The organism is Marinobacter sp. MIT932201, assembly GCF_047123295.1.
Taxonomy (GTDB): Bacteria; Pseudomonadota; Gammaproteobacteria; order Pseudomonadales; family Oleiphilaceae; genus Marinobacter; species Marinobacter salsuginis.
The window spans coordinates 424,035-441,138 of sequence record NZ_CP138917.1 but is presented as its reverse complement, the minus strand read 5'-3'; the positions used below and the strand labels follow the sequence as shown (position 1 = coordinate 441,138).

Genomic DNA, 17,104 nt, shown 5'->3' with positions numbered 1-17,104 from the left:
CCATCAGGCGTAAAGCGACTCGATTACTTCGGTGTATTTCTCGTAGATATTGCTGCGGCGGACTTTCATGGTCGCTGTCACCTCGTCGTCGTCGTGGTCCAACTCCTTGGTCAGCAAATGGAAACGCTTGATCTGCGCCACCTGCGGTAACTGCTCGTTGCCCTTGTTCACCTCGGCCTGTATGAGTTCATTCACCTGTGGCTGTTCGGTCAGGCTCCGGAAGGTGGTGTAGGCAATCCGCTCCTGCTCTGCCCACTTGGCCACCGTATCGAAATCAATCTGGATCAGCGCAGACACGTACTTTCTGGCCTCACCGATCACAATGCATTCCTTGATGTAGGGGCTGGCCTTGATGGTGTTCTCGATTTCCGTCGGTGACAGGTTCTTGCCGCCGGCGGTAATCATGATGTCTTTCAGGCGGTCGACAATCTTGAGCTGGCCATCCCGCCATTCACCCACGTCGCCGGTGTGCAGCCAGCCGTCTTTCAGGGTTGAGGCGGTGGCCTCGTCGTTCTTGTAATAGCCTTTGAACATGCTGCCACCACGCATGATGATCTCGTTGTGTTCGCCGAGTTTTACCTCAACCCCGGACACAGCGACACCCACCGTTCCCAAGCGCACGTCATCAACGGGTTGCGCCGTGGCAACGCCGGTGCTCTCCGTCTGGCCATAAACCTCTACCAGGGGAATGCCGATGGTCCGGAAGAACTCCAGTATGCCCGTTGATATAGGAGCCGCCCCGGTGAGGGCAATGCTGCATCGGCGCAGGCCGATAAAATTCTGCAATGCACGCAACACCAGCCAGTAGCTGATGCCGTACAGGCATTTCTCCTTCAGGCTCCACGCTGAGCGAGGTTTGGTGGCCATGGGTGAACACACCCTAATCGCCCAGTTGAACAATGCCTGCCGCAATCGCCCTGTCTCCTGAATCTTGATGTAGATGGACGAGTGCAGTTTCTCCCAGATCCTCGGCACGCCCAGGAAAAAGGTCGGGGCTATCTCGCGCAGATCCTCCTGAATGGTCCGCAGGCTCTCACCGAAGCTGACCGTACTGCCCACATAAACCGGAGCAATATTGGTAAATGCCTGTTCGGCCACATGGCACAGGGGCAGGTAAGAAAGAGTGGACCCATGTTCATCGGCCTGTAAAAGCTTGATGAGCCCCGGCGCCGCGGCGTGCAGATTGTGCCAACTGATCATCGCCCCTTTCGGTCGACCAGTGGATCCGGATGTATAGATCATCAGGGCGGTGTCATCCATTTGCTGGCTGTCCAGCAGTTCATCCACCAACCCGGGATGTTGCTTTTCGAATTCCCGGCCCCTGGCCTCGATATCCTCGAACGCTGCCGGCGGCTCCGGGTAGTAGCGCAGGCCTTTCATATCGATGGCAATGCAGTGCTTCAGTTTGGGAAGTTCTGGCCAGGCTTCCAGCACCTTGTCAGTCTGTTCCTGGTCTTCGCAGATCACGAACTCCGCGTCGCTGTGCTCAAGAACATAGGCCACCTCGTTCCAGGGACTGGTGGGATAGACCCCGACACAGATGCCCTGCACCAGGCCGATGCCCATCTGGCCGATGACCCACTCCACCCGGTTTTCCGAGATAATGGCCACATGGCCACCTGGCTCGAGCCCCATGGCACGAAGCCCCAGCCCAAAGTGCCGGGCCCGCCGGTAATAATCCTGCCAGGAATAGGCCTGCCAGATACCGAAGTCCTTCTGGCGCAGGGCCAGGGCGTCCGGGCGCTCCCGGGCATGGGCCCGTAGCATCTGGGTCAGCGTCAGGTCAGGGATGGAAGGCATTGTCATGAAAGCCACCGTTTACGGCGTTTGTAGTGCTTGATGTCTCGATAACTGCGGGCCTCACCTTCCTTGCCACCCACACCCAGATAGAATTCCTGAACATCTTCATTGGCCGTGAGTTTGTCCGCCGGGCCGTCGATCACGATCTTGCCGTTTTCCATGATGTAACCGTAGGATGCGATTGCCAGTGACACTGCGGCGTTCTGTTCCACCAGAAGGATGGCAGTGCCCTGCTCCCGGTTGATTCTGGCCACGATGGTAAATATCTCTTCCACCAGCAGCGGCGCCAGACCAAGCGAGGGCTCATCCAGCATGATCAGGTCCGGCTGTGCAATCAGCGCCCGACCCAGGGCCAGCATCTGCTGCTCGCCGCCTGAGAGATAACCGGCCAGCTGCTTACGGCGCTCCTTCAATCTCGGGAAATAGTTATAAACCAACTCGTAGCTGTCACTCAGGGAAGGCTTACTGCCACTGAGCGCGTAGGTGGCGGCGATGAGATTTTCCTCCACCGTGAGGTCCTCGAAGACTCGTCGACCCTCCATGACATGGAAGAGTCCGTCGCGCACAAGCCGCTCCGGCGGAACGCCTTTTACATCCTTACCCCTGAAGCGTACTTCGCCGGCCGTGACCTCCCCGTCTTCCAGGGTCAGCAGCCCCGAGACGCTTTTGAGGGTGGTGGATTTACCAGCACCATTGGAGCCGAGGAGCGCCACAATGGCCCCCTCCGGCACCCGCAGTGACAGGCCCCGGAGGACCTGCACTGACTTGTTGTAGACCACCTCGATATTATCGATTTCCAGTAAGGCTTCCATACAGCCCCTCAGTCGAGGTGGATCCAGTCCGATACCGGCTCATAACGGCCCGCCTCGGCGTTCACACGCCAGATACGGCCCACCGGGAACGACATATCCTTCACCGTGACCGGAATGCCTATGATGCCTCCCGTGTCCCAGTCCTCAATGGAAGCCAGGGCTTCGGCCATGTTGTCCGCGTTGAGCTCTTTCCCGGCATCCAGGGTGCGCTTGATCACCTCCGTCCAGACCATGGCGTTGAACCAGCCCTGAATATAGCCGGTCGGACGATAGCCAGCCTCCGGATCACTTTTCTCTGCCTGAGCCCTCAGGGCATCAAGCATCGGACCGCTTTCCTCGCTGTCGTAGTAGTTGTAAGGCATCACACCCATGTAGCCGTCGGCATCCGCGCCCATCTTGTCGATGATCAGCTTGTCGGAGGACCAGAAGGTGCCCATGAACTGGGTGTCCAGGCCCATCTGGCGCATCTGCACCATGAACTCGTTGATCGGTGACAGCACATAGCCGTGGAATACCACGTAATCCGGGCGCACCCGGCGCAACTTCAGCACCTCGGCCGAGACATCGACGCTACCCGGCTTGGTGACGATCTCTTCCACCACTTCGATACCCAGCTCAGCCGCGCGGGCTTTGCCATTCTCGATCGGGTCCTTGCCAAATTCGGTATCGCTGTAGACAAACGCCACGTTTGGCATCTCGCCATCCTCACCCTGGGAGGCGATGTACTCCAGGATGATCCCGAACATCTGGCTGTAGTTAGGGCCCGGGATAAACTGGTACGGATAGGTTTCATTGTCGGTCAGTACGGTGGCGAAAGACGCGCCGCTCATCAGCGTATTGCCCTGGCTGTTGAGCTCCGAGGCAATGGCTTTCATGAAACCGGTGCTGTCGCCGTAGTAGGTGGCCGGGGAGCTGCTGCCGGAAATCTTCTTGAAGGCTGCGACTGACCTGTCCACCTCATAGGCGGTGTCTTCCATCACGTATTCCACCGGATGACCATTGATACCGCCCTGGCTGTTGATCCAGTCGGTGTAATCCGTCAGGCCGGCGTGCAGGTGAATGCCTGCAAAGGCGAAAACACCAGAGAGCGGGATCGAGCCACCGAACACGATGGGCTCTTTGTCCTGAGCCATCGCCGGGGCAGCAACGGTCAGCGCAGCGACCAGGCTACCAAGCCCGGCAAGCCGGCGACCTTTTTCGAGGATGTTTCTGAACATGTTTCTTCTCCTTGCTGCTTCTTGTTGTTGGTGGTGCATGGGCTCTGTGTACCAGGCCCGTTGAAACACGGTTAATTCCTGAATGGCCACAGCCGGAAAAACCGGCGGATGCGGTGCCAGATCTCCGCCAGGCCATGGGGTTCAAAGATCAGAAAGCCCACGATCAGGGCACCGAAGATAATTTCCAGCATCGGCGACATGAACACCGGGGCGTTGGGATAAAAAGGCGTCAGCGCAGCGGTCAGCAGTTTCAGGGCTTCCGGCACCAAAGTCATGAAGGCGGCGCCGAGAATGCCCCCCAGCAGGTTGCCCATGCCCCCGACGATCACCGCCGCCAGATAGAAAATCGACATGGAAAGCGGGAAGCTTTCCGGCGTCACCACCCGATAGAAATAGGCGAACAGGCCACCGGCGATCCCGGCATAGAACGAGCTGAGGGCAAACGACATCAGCTTGTAACGCAGCAAGTTGATCCCGAGAATCTCGGCGGAAATATCCCGGTCGCGAATGGCGATAAACGCCCGGCCAATCCGGGTCCTGAACACATTGCGGGCCGCCAGCACCATCAGCACCGCCAGCGGCACAATGATGAAATACATCCTGAAATCGCTCTGGAAAGTCAGTCCGAACAGGTGCGCCGGCTCCAGGCTCAAACCGCCCATCCCGCCGGTCACCGATTCCCACTCGGCGAAAATGAAATGCAGGAACACGCTCGCCGCCAGGGTGGCGATGGCCAGGTACAGGCCCTTGACCCGAAGCGAGGGCAGGCCCACCAGAATGCCCACGGCGGCGGCCATCAGCCCGGCCATCAGAAGCGTAACCGGAAACGGCAGGGCGGTATTGAGGGATAACCAGGCCACGGTATAGGCGCCCACGCCCATGAAGCCGGCCTGCCCGAGGGAAATCAGGCCGGTAAAACCGGTCAGGATGTTCAGGCCGGTGGTGCTGATCACGGCAATCCCCACGAGGCACCCCAGGTAAAGCAGGTAAGAATTCACCACAAACGGGAAAACCAGCAGAATCAGCAGGAACAGCCCCAACCACAGCTTCTGGGTCTGGCTGGTCCAGATTGCCTCATCGGCCTCGTAACTCTGTTTCGCGTCACCGATGCGCATCTTACACTCGCTCTATTTCGTGGGTGCCGAACAGGCCGTAGGGGCGGATCACCAGGATGATCGCCAGCACCAGGAAGGTTGCCGGCATCCGGTACTCGCCGCCCAGATAGGCGCCCGCCACGGTTTCCAGCCAGCCGATGAATACGCCGGCCACCAGGGCGCCGAGAATGCTGTCCAGGCCGCCCACGATCACCACTACCAGTACACTGAGGCCGATGATCCCGAATTGCGGGCTCAGCCCACCGGTGGCCGCCACCAGCACGCCGGCCAGGGACGCCGCAAGCGAACCGAACACCCAGGCCATGTTGAAGACACGGCGCACGTTGATACCCATTGAATAGGCTGCCGCCTGATCCGAGGCCGTGGCTCGCAGGGCTACACCACCCCGGGAGAACCGGAAATACAGCAGGTAAATGATCAGTAGGGCGGAACCAATGAGAAAGCCGTAAGCGATCTTGGGTGCCAGATACAGTTCCCCGATAAACACCGGCTCCCGGGGCAGGAAGTTGGGCAGCAGTTGCGGATCAGCGGTCCAGATAAACTCCACCAGACCCACCAGAATGCTGGCAATACCGATGGTGACCATCACCACGGAAATCGGCGATTCCCCCAGCATCGGCCGGATCATGGTTTTCTCTATGACACCGCCGAGAATACTACCGCCGATCACCGCCATCGGCAGAGCAAGCCAGGGCGACAGCTCCATGCCGCCGGCGAATGCCAGAAACAGGTAGGCCGCGAACATCATGATCTCGCCGATGGCGAAATTGATGACCCTCGTGGCTTTATAGATGATCACGAAACCCAGAGCGATCAGGGCATAAAGGCCGCCCATGGCCAGGCCCGCCAGGCTGATTTCGCCGAAGAACAACCAATCCATCAGGCGGCCTCCCCCTCGGCGTTGAGCTTCTTGCGGAGGCTCTCGATATCACTGTTGCCCAGGTAGGCCTTGATCACCTCCGGGTTGTTCTGAACCTCCGCGGGCATGCCTTCGGTGATGACCTGACCAAAGTTGAGCACCGCGATGTGGTCGGAAATATCCATCACCATACCCATGTCGTGTTCCACCATCAGCACGGTGACACCCCACTCTTCCCGGATGTCGAGAATAAAGCGGGCCATGTCTTCCTTTTCTTCCCGGTTCATGCCCGCCACCGGCTCATCCAGCATCAGTACTTTCGGCTGCATGGCCAGCGCCCGGGCCAGCTCAACGCGCTTTTGTAGACCATAGGAAAGACTTGCCACAGGCTGGCGGCGAATATGGTCTATCTCCAGGAAATCGATAATCCGCTCTTCCACATCTTTACGAACGGCCATTTCCTCGCGTCGGGCCGGGCCGAAATAGGCCAGGGCGCTGAGCAGACCGCTCTTCATATGCACGTGGGCGCCCAGTTTGATGTTGTCGAGCACGGTCATGCCCCGGAACAGGGCAATGTTCTGGAAGGTTCGGGCCAGCCCCATTGCGGCTCGCTTCGGTGGCTTGATGCTGCCCGGCAGTGGCTGCCCCTGATAGTGAATCGTGCCCTGCTGGGGTTTGTAGAACCCGGAGATGCAGTTGAACAGCGACGTCTTGCCAGCGCCGTTAGGGCCGATAATGGTGGTTACGGTGTTCTCAGGCACCCGGAAACTCACGTCCTGCAGCGCCTTCACACCACCAAACGACAGAGACAGGTTACTGATTTCAAGGATGCTCAAACTTCCTCCCGGCACCCCTGGCGCCGGGCACACAGGCACGCGATCACGCCCTGACAGTACCCATCCCACGCCCGAAGATGATTGTAATTTTTTGTTTTTTCTTGTCGTCGGGGTGAACCCCGATTCAGATTTAAAGTAGTCCATTCGGGCAACTTTAGGCAAACCGCTCTATCTTGTTATCCCAAAGACCACGAAATCAGTACGCAGGTTTCTGACCGTGAGACCTGCATTACCGGGAGGGCATGTGACCATGGCAGATTCACTGGTAACCACCGCATTTGATGCCGAAACAGGGGTCGCCAGATTGACCTTCAATCGCCCGAAGGCCCTCAACGCCATCAATGTGCCCCTGGCAGAGGCCTTCCTTGCGGCGGTGCGGGAGATCCGCGATCTTTCCGGTGTTCGTTGCATCGTTCTGACAGGCGCGGGGCGAGCCTTTATGGCAGGCGGAGATGTATCCAGTATGGCGGGCACCTCTGAGCAGGCTGGCGCTGCCATCAGCGCCATCCTGGAGGCGGTCAACCCCGCCATCCTGCTTCTGCGCAGTATGGATGCGCCTGTGATTGCCGCAGTCAGGGGCGTGGCGGCCGGCGCAGGGCTGAGTCTCACCCTGATGGCCGATCTGGTGATCGCCGATGAAGAGGCAAAATTCCTGGTGGCCTACAACGGCATTGGCGCGGTTCCCGACTGTGGCGGCAGCTGGGCCCTGGCCCACAAACTGGGCGCCGGCCGGGCGGCCGAACTGATGCTGCTGGGCCGCACACTGGGCGCTGCTGAAGCCCGGGACTGGGGCATAGTCAACGAAGTGGCCCCCGACAGCGAATTCGACAACCGGCTGAACCGGATGATCGACAAAGTCGCCCAGGGACCAACCCGAGCCTATGGCGCCTTTCGTAAACTGGTCGATCAGGCCAACGGTGACCGGCTGGCCAACCATCTGGAAGCGGAACGTGCTGCGTTCCTCGAAATGACCCGTACTGAAGACTTCGCGGAAGGTGTTTCGGCGTTTCTGGCCAAACGGCCGTCAGAGTTTCGCGGCCGTTGACGTCGGAACAAATTCGGCCCGGTTGCGGCCATTGTGCTTGGCCCGGTAAAGCGCCTTGTCCGCCGACGCCATAACGTCCTCAAAAGAGCCATGGTCCCGGGTAAGAGTCGCACCACCGATGCTGGCCGAAAGATGCACCGGAACACCATGGACCTCCCGGCCAGTCTCAACGATTCTTTGCAACAGGCGCCCGGTTATCGCCTCGATCGCTTCGCGATTATTGTTGCGAAGCACGGCTGCGAACTCTTCACCGCCAACGCGGCCAACGATGTCGTCATCCCTGAGTTCGGCTTTCATCAGACTGGCAACGACCTTCAATACCTCATCGCCGGTGGCATGCCCCCAGCGGTCGTTGATCTGCTTGAAGTGATCCAGATCGATCATGAGCACGGTGACAAGGTCCCCGGCCCGCCGGGCTTTTTCAAATGCCAGCTCACCTTCCCGGTAGAACGCCCGGCGATTGTACAGCTGGGTAAGCCCATCCCGCTCCGCCAGCACCACCAGAGCCTGTTCGGAACGGGTGAATGCCAATAACGGAAGCGCCATGGCCGTGGCACTCACCAGCAGCAGGTGGTTCATCAGAATGAGTTTCAACAGCCCCTGAAGATCCAGCTGTACGCTTCCGCTCATGGAGACTGCGATTACCAGTACCTGGGTCATCATCAGCGTCCCGTGGATGCCGAACAGTGTTTGCAGAATGCGAAGGGGCAGTCTGGGCCTGTGCCCAATTGAGCCCAGCCGGTAGATCGCCAGGCTGAAGATCAATGCCGAGAACAGCGCAGTCAGGAATCTGGCCACCACCGGATCCCAACCCGCGCTGACAGCCAGGCCAGACAGATAGAGTAGCAAGGCGCCATGGATAAGACGGGATGACCGTCTCTTGCCCGCTATTGGCAACCCCATCAGTGCGTGGATACCCGCAAGGACCAACAGCGGTGAAGCACCAAGAAACAGGTGGGCGACGAATATCAGCCCCCCTGGAGCGCCGGGCCACTCATTGGCTACTGCGAATGCGGTACCCAACACAAAGGTCAGGCAGGCTAGGGCCCAGAGCAGAAAACAGCGCTCCCGATGGCGGAGGTGATAGATCGCCCAGAGCATGCCGCCGATCAGGAGGTTGATCATGACCGAAGTGACCAGCAGTGTTGGCAGATGCAGGTTCAGGTCCATAAAGGCAAAGCGTTCCAGGCTAGACGGTATGATCTGTCAGCGTATCAGTTTGGCTTCCGCACATGCGCGAGTAATGTGTAGCGTTTGGTATGATAATTGTCACAGACTGGCGCGACATCCATGAACTCACTGCGAGACCCCATGAATCCAACCATAGAACTGCTCAAATCCCACCGCTCCATCCGCAAATTCACCGGTGAAAAGATCCCGCCTGACCTGCTCAGGGAACTGATTCGGGCCGGCCAGTGCGCCGCCACCTCGAATCATGTGCAGGCCTATTCGATCATTCACGTGATCAACCCCGACAACCGCCGGAAAATCGCGGAACTTGCCGGGGGCCAGAGCTACATTGCTGACTGCTCGGACTTTCTGGTGTTCTGTGCCGATATGCGGCGCTCAACCGATGCCGCAGGACGGGCCGGGGCTGACGTGGTGCGAGGGATGACGGAACAGTTACTGGTTGCCACCATCGACACCAGTCTGATGGCCCAGAACGTGGCGATTGCCGCGGAATCCGAAGGGCTCGGGCTGTGCTATATCGGTGGCATCCGCAACAACCCGGCCCAAATCAGCGAGATTCTCAGGCTTCCGGAACACGTTTATCCGGTGTTCGGCATGTGTCTGGGCTACCCGGACCAGAACCCGGAGGTGAAACCCCGGCTGCCGGTGGAGGCCATCCTGAGGGAAGACTACTACTCCGATGCCCGTGACGAAGAACTGGTGGCCGGCTTTGATCGCACCATGAACGAGTACTACCGGGAGCGGACCGGAGGCAACAAGGACACCACCTGGTCCGAGCAGCTCAAGCCGCTGTTCACCTCGAAACTGCGGCCGCATATGCGCGATTTCCTGCGCAAATGCGGCTTCGAGATGAAATAGCCGCTAGGCAGTGGCTTTTGGCCGGGTGACCCGATCCACCAGATACACCAGGCCGTGGTAGTCGATGCCGCTGTGTCGGCTAAGGCCGATCTCGCAGGTGCGGCTGGTGGAGATACCCTCCTCGCAGCCGGCCGTCTGTTCAGCCAGGGTTTTCAGGGAATGGGCGTTCAGCTCCGGCACGTTGAAGCCTTTATCCCCGGCAAAGCCACAGCAGTGGATGCCCTCGGGGATCACCACATTACTACTGCAGCGGCGAGCGATATCGATAAGACCCTGTGATTCCCCAAGATGCTGGGTACTGCAGGTGACGTGCACGGCCAGCGGGGTCTGAGTTATGGTGATTTCTGGTGTATGGAAGCAGGTTGAAGGGGTGGCGTATCCTGTTGGTTGATCACCGCGACGATCACAACCAACAGAGGAATGATACGCCATGTCCAAGTCTAACCTGCATGCTCTTTCACAACCAGAGGTAGCCGGCAACGATCCCTTGCACGGGTTAATCCGTCAGGGTGCCCGTGATCTGATTGCACAGGCTGTCGAGACGGAGCTGGAGAGCCTGTTGAAGCAGTGCGCAGACGTCAAGACACCGGATGGCCGCCGTGCTGTGGTGCGCAATGGGCACCTTCCCAAACGCACTGTTCAGACCGGCGTCGGCGACGTAGAAGTCCAGGTTCCCAAAGTCCGGGACCGCAGTGGCTCTGGCATTCGCTTCAACAGCCACCTGCTGCCACCCTACCTGAAGCGTGCCCGGAGTCTGGAGGAACTGATTCCCTGGCTCTACCTGCGGGGCGTCTCCTCCGGTGACTTCCAGGAGGCCCTGAGCGCGCTGGTCGGCGAGCAGGCCAACGGGTTGTCGGCGAACACGGTCTCCCGGCTCAAGGCGAAGTGGCTGGATGAGCACAAGGACTGGCAGCGCCGGGACTTGAGCCAGAAACGCTATGTGTACTGGTGGGCCGACGGCGTGTACAGCAACGTCCGGCTGGACGATCGACTCTGTCTGCTGGTAATCATCGGCGTGACTGAGCATGGCCACAAGGAATTGGTGGCTGTCGAGGATGGCCACCGGGAGTCCGAGGCCAGTTGGCGAGAGCTGCTCACGGACTTGCGGGAACGTGGTCTGGAGCCGTCGCCCAGGCTGGCTGTGGGTGACGGCGCACTGGGCTTCTGGAAGGCTCTGAGCAAAGTGTTTCCGGACACCCGGCACCAGCGGTGCTGGGTGCACAAGACGGCCAATGTGCTGGACAAGCTGCCCAAGTCGGTGCAACCGAAGGTGAAGTCAGCCTTGCATGAGATCTACCTGGCAGAGACTCGTGACAGCGCCCACAAGGCGTTTGACAGCGCTTTGCGGCGGTTCCGGGACAAGTACCCGAAGGCCATGGAAAACCTGGAGAAGGACCGGGATGAGCTGCTGGCCTTCTACGATTTCCCGGCGATTCACTGGATTCACTTACGGACCACCAATCCGATTGAATCCACCTTCGCCACAGTACGGCTGAGAACCAAGCGGAGCCGGTCTTGTGGCAATCGCGACACCACGTTATCGATGGTGTTCAAGTTGCTCCAATCCGCCCAGAAACGCTGGAAGCGGATCAAGGGGTTCAACCAACTGAAGCTGGTCGTGGACAACGTGCAGTTTCAGGATGGAATACCGGTGGAGGATCAATCTGACAGGAGCGCTGCCTGATGGTCATACACCAGATTTGACAATAACTCGCGGGGTCTGCTCCGGCTCGAAATCCAGGCGCTCGTATAGATGATCACGAATAAACCGGACCGGGTCGAACAGAGTGAGCCCGGCCTCTTCGGCAGCTTCACGGATCTGCAGGGTGCAGGGGCTGGTGTCGCAATAGATCGGATCGACGCCGTTGCGGCTGGCCCGCAGCAGCGCCGAAATCAGCTCATCTTTTTTGGTCGCGGCCTGCTCCGGATAGCCCTTGGAGGCGAAAGGCTGGCCGCAGCACAGACTGTCCAGCGCCTCCGGATACACCACCTGGTAGCCACCTTTCTCCAGCAGCCTCCGGGTCACGCTGATCAACGGCTCCTGCGCCTTATCGCTACGGGCCGGGCCCATGGTCCGGGACACACAGGCGGCCAGATACACCACCCGGGGCCGACCATCGGCCGGATCCTCCTGTGCTGCCGGCGACACAAACCGCACCGGTTGGGGCAGACTCGGATCCCATTGGGCGACCTTGCCTCCGGAGGCCTTGCGCACGCCCGCACTGAGACGGGTCAGCATTGGCGCGCCCATCAGCCTTTCGGCCATGGAGGCGCTGGCAAGGACAAAACGGGTGGCTTTCAGCGCGCCGGCAAAGTGTCTTGCCAACTGATTGGCCACGGACAGGCCGCCGGCTTTCTCGCTACGCAGCTTACGCACCAGATCACCGGTATTGATACCCACCGGACAGCGCTGGGCACACAGACCGGTGGCGGCGCAGGTATCCAGGCCGTGATACTGGTAGGCCTTCTCCAGTTCAGCCGTATCTTCACCGGCACGGCGGCGGGCCTGGATATCCCGCCAGATCACGATGCGCTGGCGAGGCGAAAGGGTGAGCCCTTCCGAGGGACACACCGGCTCGCAGAAACCGCATTCAATGCATTTATCAACTAGAGGATCGGCCTCCGGCAGGGGCTTCAGATTCTTGAGGTGGATCTGCGTGTCTTCCGAGAGCACAACATCCGGATTGAGCAGATTCTCCGGGTCCAGCAGCCGCTTGATCTGCCACATCAGCTGGCAGGCATCATACCCCCACTCCAGCTCCACAAACGGCGCCATGTTGCGGCCGGTACCGTGTTCCGCCTTCAGCGAACCACCAAATTCCACCGCCACCAGCTGCGCCACATCCTGCATGAAGGCCTCGTAGCGTGCGACTTCCGCGGGGTCGTCAAAGCCCTGGGGGAACACGAAGTGCAGGTTACCTTCAAGAGCATGGCCAAAGATGATCGCGTCGTCATAGCCATGCTTAACAAACAGCTCCTGGAGACGGGTAACACCCTCAGATAGCTGATCGATCGGGAAGGTCACATCCTCGATGATCACGGTGGTACCGTTCGGTCGCACCGCGCCCACAGCGGGGAAAGTGCCCTTCCGAATGGCCCAGAGCTGGTCAGAGACTTTGGCATCGCGGGTGAAATCCACCTGTTGCTCAAGCGGAAAATCCGCCAGGGACGCACTGATCCGGGCCAGCTGTTCATCCAGACTCTCCGAGGAGGGCGCCCGGGTCTCCACCAGCAGCGCGCAGGCATCCTCCGACAGATCATGAATCCAGTCAGGCAGGCCGGGCTTGTCCTGCACCGAGCGAAGGCTGCGGCGATCCAGCAGCTCCACCGCCGCCACAGGCTGCGACCGCAACGCCGACGCCGCCCGGCAGCAGGTCTCGGCATTACGGAACACCAGCAGCGCCGTGGCCTTGTCGGGGTATTCCGGCACGGTGTTGTAGGTGACAGCACTCACGAAACCCAGGGTGCCTTCGGAGCCCACCATCAGATGGGTGAGAATGTCGATGGGATCCTCAAAGTCCACCAGGGAGTTCAGGGACAACCCTGTGGTGTTTTTCAGGCGGTATTTGTGGCGGATTCGTTCCGCCAGCTCCGGATTCTCCCGGGTATTGATAGCCAGTTTTTTCAGGGCCGCCAGCAACTCGCCATGACTGTCGTGGAACGCCGCCACACTCGCGGGGTCCTCGGTATCCAGCACGGCGCCGTCTGCCAGCACCAGGCGCATGCCAGCCAGGGTGTGGTAGCTGTTCTGGGCCGTGCCACAGCACATGCCACTGGCGTTATTGGCAACAATGCCGCCGATCTTGCAGGCATTGATGGAAGCAGGATCGGGGCCGATCTTGTAGCCCCTGGGCGCAAGCCAGGCGTTTGCCTGGGCGCCGATCACACCCGGCTGCAGGCGAATCTGGCGGCCTTCAGCGCGGATGTCGTGGCCGTTCCACTGGTCGCCAAGGACAATCAGGATGGAGTCGCTGATGGCCTGCCCGGAAAGGCTCGTACCGGCGGCCCGGAAAGTCACCGGCACCTTGTGGTTGCGGGCAATCGCCAGAAGATCGACCACCTCGGCCTCTTCCTGAACCCGCACCACCACCTTGGGGATCAGCCGGTAGAAACTGGCGTCGGTTCCGAACGCGAGGGTGGACACCGGATCGTTGAACACCCGGTTTTCCGGAATCCGTTGCCGGATATCGGCCAATGTGGCTGCGGAAAAGCTCATAGATCCTCTAGAACCAGCACGATGAGCTCACGAGGCCCGTGAGCGCCATAAGCCAGCACCTGTTCGATGTCCGCGGTCTTGGACGGGCCGGACACCAACAGGACATTGGTGGGCAGCCCGGCCGCCCAGTCCTGAGACACCATCATGTCATACAGATTGTCGTGAATCTCGCTGGCCTTAAGCAGGGCAATGTGCACCGGTGGTACCAGGCTCATCAGTCGTGGTTCGTGGCGATCCGGCCAGAGCACGACTGTGCCAGTGGCAGCAATACCACCCAGGGTGCCGGTCAGGCTGGCATCCACATTCCAGAACAGCTCTTCCTTCCAGGCCTCCACCGGCTTATCGTAGGCCAGTAACTCGATCGTCTGCTCCGTGGCCTCAAAGTGAGCTTGCAAGGCGCGGCCGTGGTCTGTGCCGGGTGCGCACAACAGATTTCGGAGATTGCGTTTGTTCAGCAGCTGCGTCACCAGGTCCGGCCAGCTGTCAGAATGGCACTGGTGCACTTCCGTGTGGACCGCCTCCATCAGGCTGCGCAACCGGGTCACGCGGTCTTCCGGCGCGTAGCGCCAGGGCCGGGTTACCAGCCCCTCGTCGAATTCGTCCGGGCGGGGTGTCGTGCCGGCAAGGCTGTTTCTCAATTTACCAAGGATATTCGCGCGGGCGGTCATGATGGCCGGCCTCCCTTCTGGTCAAGATGTTGAGCCGCAAGATCGTGCAGGGAACGACGGGCGGGCACCGGTGCACTGTGATTCTCGGTCCAGGGGCCGGCCTTTTTCGGAGCCAGCGCCCGGAAGCGGGTCGCGGCCCAGAGGAAACTGCGATACAGCGCCGGCCGGGTATTCAGCATCTGCCAGCCGCGCCAGATCCAGCGCTCCATCCGGGAATACTTGGCGCCGCCACCTTTCACCTGCTGCGGCTGCTCCGGATCCTTCACATTTTCCTGCCGTAAACGCTGAAGCAGCTCGGGAATCGGAATCTTGACCGGGCAGACCTCACCGCAGGCCCCGCACAGGGAGGAGGCGCTGGGGTGGTCTGGCACCTTGTCGAGGCCAGCCATATGCGGTGTGATGATCTTGCCGATGGGGCCGGGGTATACCTCACCGTAGGTGTGGCCGCCCACCCGGGTATACACCGGGCAGTGGTTCATACAGGCGCCGCAGCGGATGCAGTTCAGGGTCTGACGCATCTGGGCATCGGCAAAAGCGCCGGTGCGGCCGTTATCCAGCAGCACCAGGTGCACTTCCTCCGGGCCGTCCAGTTCGTCCGGTTTGCGGGGACCGGATATCAGGTTCACATAGGTGGTAATGGGCTGCCCCAGGGCCGAACGGGTGAGCAGGGAAACCAGCGGCACCACATCCCTCAGGTTCGGCACCACTTTTTCAATGCCCGTTACCGCAATGTGAACCGGCGGTGCCGTGGTGCTCATGCGACCGTTGCCCTCGTTTTCCACCAGCAACAGGGTGCCAGTTTCGGCGATGGCGAAGTTCACTCCGGATACACCCACATCCGCGTCCATGAATTTCCGACGCAGGGTCCGCCGGCCGATCTGGATCAGTTGATTGACGTCTTCAGTCTCCGGTTCCCCCAGCTTGTCGTGAAACAGTTTGGACACCTGTCTGGCATTCTTGTGAATCGCCGGCATGATAATGTGTGACGGCTTTTCATTATCGAGCTGGACAATGTACTCGCCCATGTCGGATTCCAGGCATTCGATGCCCCGCTCCGCCAGGTAGTCGTTCATCTCCATCTCTTCGCTGACCATCGACTTGCCTTTCACCACCTGATTGCCCTTGCGGGCTTCAATAATGCCATGCACCAGGTCGTTGGCTTCCTCGACGGTCTCCGCCCAGTGAACCTTGACGCCGTTTTCAGTGAGTTTCTGTTCCAGCTGCTCCAGCAGGTCCGGTAGCCGCGACAGGGCCCCGGCCTTGAGACGATTGCCCAGCTCCCTTAGCCCCTCACGCTCATCGGCATCGGGAAACGCGTTGGCCCGTTTGGTCATCAGCGAGTCCATGGCCACCCGGAAATTGTTGCGCAGCTGCCCATCCGCCAGGGCTTCTTCGGCACGGCCCCGGAAGTCCGGAGTCAGCTCGGTCACCGGAATACGCTGGCTCATGCCACCTCCCCTTCGCTGGCGCCATTGATTCGCTCCCACAGGAAGCTGGCCAGATGCCGTCCCCGGAAGCGCTCTTTCTGTTTTTCGAGGGAACCATTGATGTTCATCAGGCAGCCGCCATCGGCGGTAACCATTTCCACCGCGCCGGAATCCATCAGCGAGCGCGTCTTGTCCTTGACCATGGCACCCGAGACTTCCGGCATCCGAACCGAGAAGGTGCCGCCGAACCCGCAGCATTCACTCTCATGGTCATGATCGACACGCTCGACCCCTTCGAGCTGCTGGAGAAGCTCGCGCGCATGGAGGTGTGTGTTCATTTCCCGCCGGGCCGAGCAGGAAGTGTGCAGGGCGATCTTGCTGGGCGCACCCCGGTCCGACAGTTGTACCCTGCAGACTTTCAGCAGGAATTCGGTCAGCTCAAAAGTACGCTCAGCCAGCGCTTCCACCCTCTTGAGCGTCTCGGGCTCATCGGCGAATAGCGCCCGGTAGTGATGACGGAACATGCCCGCGCAGGAACCGGACGGCACCACCACAGGCAGGCCTGATCGATCTAGGATATCCAGCTGGGCACGGGCCACTGCCTTGGCCTCGTCCCTATACCCGGAAGTCCAGGCGGGCTGCCCACAACAGCTCTGCTCCTGAGGGAAATGCACGCGAACGCCTTCATGTTCCAGCAAACGAATGGCGTCCAGCCCGGCTTCCGGGAAGAACAGATCCACCACGCAGGTGCCAAACAGGGTGACGGCCTCGGGCTTTTCCGGGTAATGCCTATCCGGTTCCCGCTCAGGGGCTACCCGGGTGGCATTGGGGGCGGCATCGTAAAACAGGTCGCTCATTGGCTGGTGCCTCAATACACTCTCAAACTAACCGATTTAGAAATTGGTAATACCAATTGACATTAATAGTTAACCAAGGTATGAGAAAAAGACCGCAAATGTCAAAAGTTTTTGATGCAAAAGGCACACTTTTAAGGACATCTTCAGGCTAACCCTTGGCCGAGAGAGTCACTTGTGATATTGGTATTACCAATAAATTTTCG

Annotated in this window: 13 protein-coding genes and 2 pseudogenes; 3 read left to right on the top strand and 12 right to left on the bottom strand. The window is 59.8% G+C overall.

What is annotated here, in order from left to right; translation table 11 throughout:
• Nucleotides 1–3: 3 nt before the first annotated feature.
• The 6 genes from SIC15_RS01980 to SIC15_RS01955 form a co-directional block, all read right to left on the bottom strand.
• Nucleotides 4–1,806, bottom strand: coding sequence for an AMP-dependent synthetase/ligase (locus tag SIC15_RS01980; protein WP_412536965.1), 1,803 nt, complete (start codon nucleotides 1,804–1,806; stop codon nucleotides 4–6).
• Nucleotides 1,803–2,612: an ABC transporter ATP-binding protein gene (locus tag SIC15_RS01975; RefSeq protein WP_069182732.1), complete on the bottom strand. Its 810-nt coding sequence runs from the start codon at nucleotides 2,610–2,612 to the stop codon at nucleotides 1,803–1,805. Before SIC15_RS01975 ends, SIC15_RS01980 begins: the two co-directional genes overlap by 4 nt.
• 8 nt (nucleotides 2,613–2,620) lie before the next feature.
• Nucleotides 2,621–3,829, bottom strand: a complete 1,209-nt coding sequence (locus SIC15_RS01970; RefSeq protein ID WP_069182731.1) for an ABC transporter substrate-binding protein — start codon at nucleotides 3,827–3,829, stop codon at nucleotides 2,621–2,623.
• Between the two features lie 71 nt (nucleotides 3,830–3,900).
• Nucleotides 3,901–4,944 carry a branched-chain amino acid ABC transporter permease gene (locus SIC15_RS01965; RefSeq protein WP_069182730.1) on the bottom strand — a complete coding sequence of 348 codons (1,044 nt, stop codon included), beginning with the start codon at nucleotides 4,942–4,944 and terminating at the stop codon, nucleotides 3,901–3,903.
• A 1-nt stretch (nucleotide 4,945) separates the two neighbouring features.
• Nucleotides 4,946–5,824, bottom strand: coding sequence for a branched-chain amino acid ABC transporter permease (locus tag SIC15_RS01960; protein WP_305965593.1), 879 nt, complete (start codon nucleotides 5,822–5,824; stop codon nucleotides 4,946–4,948).
• Nucleotides 5,824–6,639, bottom strand: a complete 816-nt coding sequence (locus tag SIC15_RS01955; RefSeq protein WP_412536964.1) for an ABC transporter ATP-binding protein — start codon at nucleotides 6,637–6,639, stop codon at nucleotides 5,824–5,826. The genes SIC15_RS01960 and SIC15_RS01955 overlap by 1 nt, the downstream gene beginning before the upstream one ends.
• A 250-nt stretch (nucleotides 6,640–6,889) precedes the next feature.
• On the opposite strand from SIC15_RS01955, the gene SIC15_RS01950 reads away from it, so the two are divergent.
• Nucleotides 6,890–7,684, top strand: a complete 795-nt coding sequence (locus SIC15_RS01950) for an enoyl-CoA hydratase/isomerase family protein (protein ID WP_222465982.1) — start codon at nucleotides 6,890–6,892, stop codon at nucleotides 7,682–7,684.
• Here SIC15_RS01950 and SIC15_RS01945 read toward each other — a convergent pair.
• Nucleotides 7,664–8,854: a diguanylate cyclase gene (locus SIC15_RS01945; RefSeq protein ID WP_412536963.1), complete on the bottom strand. Its 1,191-nt coding sequence runs from the start codon at nucleotides 8,852–8,854 to the stop codon at nucleotides 7,664–7,666. The two genes, SIC15_RS01950 and SIC15_RS01945, sit on opposite strands and share 21 nt — an antisense overlap.
• 141 nt (nucleotides 8,855–8,995) lie before the next feature.
• Here SIC15_RS01945 and nfsA point away from each other — a divergent pair, with 141 nt between their 5' ends.
• Complete coding sequence (gene nfsA, locus SIC15_RS01940; RefSeq protein ID WP_222466180.1) at nucleotides 8,996–9,733, top strand: oxygen-insensitive NADPH nitroreductase; 738 nt, start codon at nucleotides 8,996–8,998, stop codon at nucleotides 9,731–9,733.
• Nucleotides 9,734–9,736: 3 nt separating this feature from the next.
• On the opposite strand, the pseudogene SIC15_RS01935 reads toward nfsA, so the two are convergent.
• A pseudogene (locus tag SIC15_RS01935) lies at nucleotides 9,737–10,057 on the bottom strand (4Fe-4S ferredoxin); the annotation flags it as partial.
• Nucleotides 10,058–10,163: 106 nt separating this feature from the next.
• Here SIC15_RS01935 and SIC15_RS01930 point away from each other — a divergent pair.
• Nucleotides 10,164–11,417, top strand: a complete 1,254-nt coding sequence (locus SIC15_RS01930) for an IS256 family transposase (RefSeq protein ID WP_412535857.1) — start codon at nucleotides 10,164–10,166, stop codon at nucleotides 11,415–11,417.
• Nucleotides 11,418–11,447: 30 nt separating this feature from the next.
• Here SIC15_RS01930 and SIC15_RS01925 read toward each other — a convergent pair.
• The 4 genes and pseudogenes from SIC15_RS01925 to SIC15_RS01910 form a co-directional block, all read right to left on the bottom strand.
• Nucleotides 11,448–13,949, bottom strand: a pseudogene (locus SIC15_RS01925) (FAD-binding and (Fe-S)-binding domain-containing protein); the annotation flags it as partial.
• A complete protein-coding gene (locus SIC15_RS01920) occupies nucleotides 13,946–14,617 on the bottom strand; it encodes a LutC/YkgG family protein (protein WP_136629998.1) in 672 nt (223 codons plus the stop codon). The gene SIC15_RS01920 and the pseudogene SIC15_RS01925, both read right to left, overlap by 4 nt.
• Nucleotides 14,614–16,065, bottom strand: coding sequence for a LutB/LldF family L-lactate oxidation iron-sulfur protein (locus tag SIC15_RS01915; RefSeq protein ID WP_412536962.1), 1,452 nt, complete (start codon nucleotides 16,063–16,065; stop codon nucleotides 14,614–14,616). The genes SIC15_RS01920 and SIC15_RS01915 overlap by 4 nt, the downstream gene beginning before the upstream one ends.
• The gene (locus SIC15_RS01910) at nucleotides 16,062–16,901 is read right to left on the bottom strand and encodes a (Fe-S)-binding protein (RefSeq protein ID WP_412536961.1); all 840 of its coding nucleotides are present in this window, start codon (nucleotides 16,899–16,901) and stop codon (nucleotides 16,062–16,064) included. Before SIC15_RS01910 ends, SIC15_RS01915 begins: the two co-directional genes overlap by 4 nt.
• Between the last annotated feature and the right edge of the window lie 203 nt (nucleotides 16,902–17,104).